Here is a 1,340-nt window from a genome sequence, read left to right as displayed (position 1 = left end):
CGACACAAATCAATGGTGTTGTCGTTGATCTGAACAAGCCCGGCGGCGGGTTCTCGGAGGCAGCCCCCACTTCGGCAGATAGCACGGCCAAGGGTTAAGCCAGCCATGTCGGTTGAGAACCATACGCCGTTTCCTGCTCTCGCCTTTCGCCAATACAATATGGCAGGCGACATGATGGGCGTGGTCGTTGCCCGCGGCACCTTCAAGCTCACCAAGGACGGCCCGCTTCGGCTGGCGGACGAGCAATATCCACTGGTGATGTCGGATACCTATGAAGGCGACCCGCACGAGACGCCGCAGGTGGCCTGTACGGATCTTGCACCTTTCAAACCGGGTACGGATATCACCTTCATAGGCGCGGCCTTTGCGCCGGGCGGTCAGCCGCAAAGCAGCTGGACCTGTGCTCTTAAGGTAGGTCCGGTGGCGAAACGCCTGCGGGTCCACGGTCCACGCTTGTGGCGAGCCAAAACGCGCAAGACATGGCGTGGCCTGATCAACCGCGCTCACGAGGATGCGCTTGACGGCTGGGAACTGACACCTGGCGAACCAGTCAGCCATGTGCCCCTGGATTGGCGTCTAGCCTTCGGCGGGCGCACCGCTGAAGACACGCTTGAGGCCAACCCGCTTGGTATCGGGCTTGTCGATGAGGCCCGATTTAAAGAACAGGCGGAATGGCGAGCACCGCAGATCGAGCTGGAAGATCAGCCTATCCGCTCGATCCGGGATCGACCACAGCCAGCCGGTTTTGCGCCAATCTCCCCCTTCTGGAAGGATCGCGCAGCTCTTGCCGGAACCTATGACGATGACTGGGTCGCAAGTCGCCATCCGCTGCTGCCGCATGACTTCGACTATTCCTTCTGGCAGGCAGCCCCGCATGACCAGATTACCGAGCCGTGGCTTGAAGGCCATGAACCGTTTGAACTGACAAACCTTCTGCCGGGCTTTGAAAGCCTCAAAGGCTCCCTCCCCGGCCTTGCCCTTCAGGTGTCCATCGATCAGGGCACGGGCGCGCAATCCGGCCTGATGGTCCTCGATGGCGTCCACTTCGACATGCGGCCCGGCGTCGGACGTGTCTTCATGACGTGGCGGACCGCTTTCCGTTGGCCTGAACGGCGCGGTGTGCCGGTTCTCTCCTTCACGGCCCAGAGGGAGACCGTTTGATGAGCGACGATCAACAAGCCTCGCCAGCCAGTACTTCAGGCAATGTCCAATTCAACGGCTACATGCGGGTGGATCCTCTAACCGGCACATTGGCGCCAGCCGCACAGCCAAGGCAGAACAGAGCACAAATCCAAAAACCGACAGCCCCGAGCCCTGCTCCGCCGGAACTCATCCCGGAT

The 1,340-nt window shown here is 61.0% G+C and carries 2 protein-coding genes; both read left to right on the top strand.

Annotated elements, in window-relative coordinates; translation table 11 throughout:
- Positions 1-105 precede the first annotated feature (105 nt).
- A complete protein-coding gene (locus tag ACFSE1_RS00030; protein WP_377394709.1) occupies positions 106-1,161 on the top strand; it encodes a DUF2169 family type VI secretion system accessory protein in 1,056 nt (351 codons plus the stop codon).
- The coding region (locus ACFSE1_RS00025; RefSeq protein ID WP_377394706.1) for a hypothetical protein at positions 1,161-1,340 on the top strand (180 nt) is incomplete at its 3' end. The genes ACFSE1_RS00030 and ACFSE1_RS00025, both read left to right, overlap by 1 nt.

The sequence above is a fragment of the Affinirhizobium helianthi genome, assembly GCF_042680945.1.
In the GTDB taxonomy this organism is placed as follows: Bacteria; Pseudomonadota; Alphaproteobacteria; order Rhizobiales; family Rhizobiaceae; genus Neorhizobium; species Neorhizobium helianthi.
This window is presented reverse-complemented; position numbering and strand designations above follow the sequence as displayed.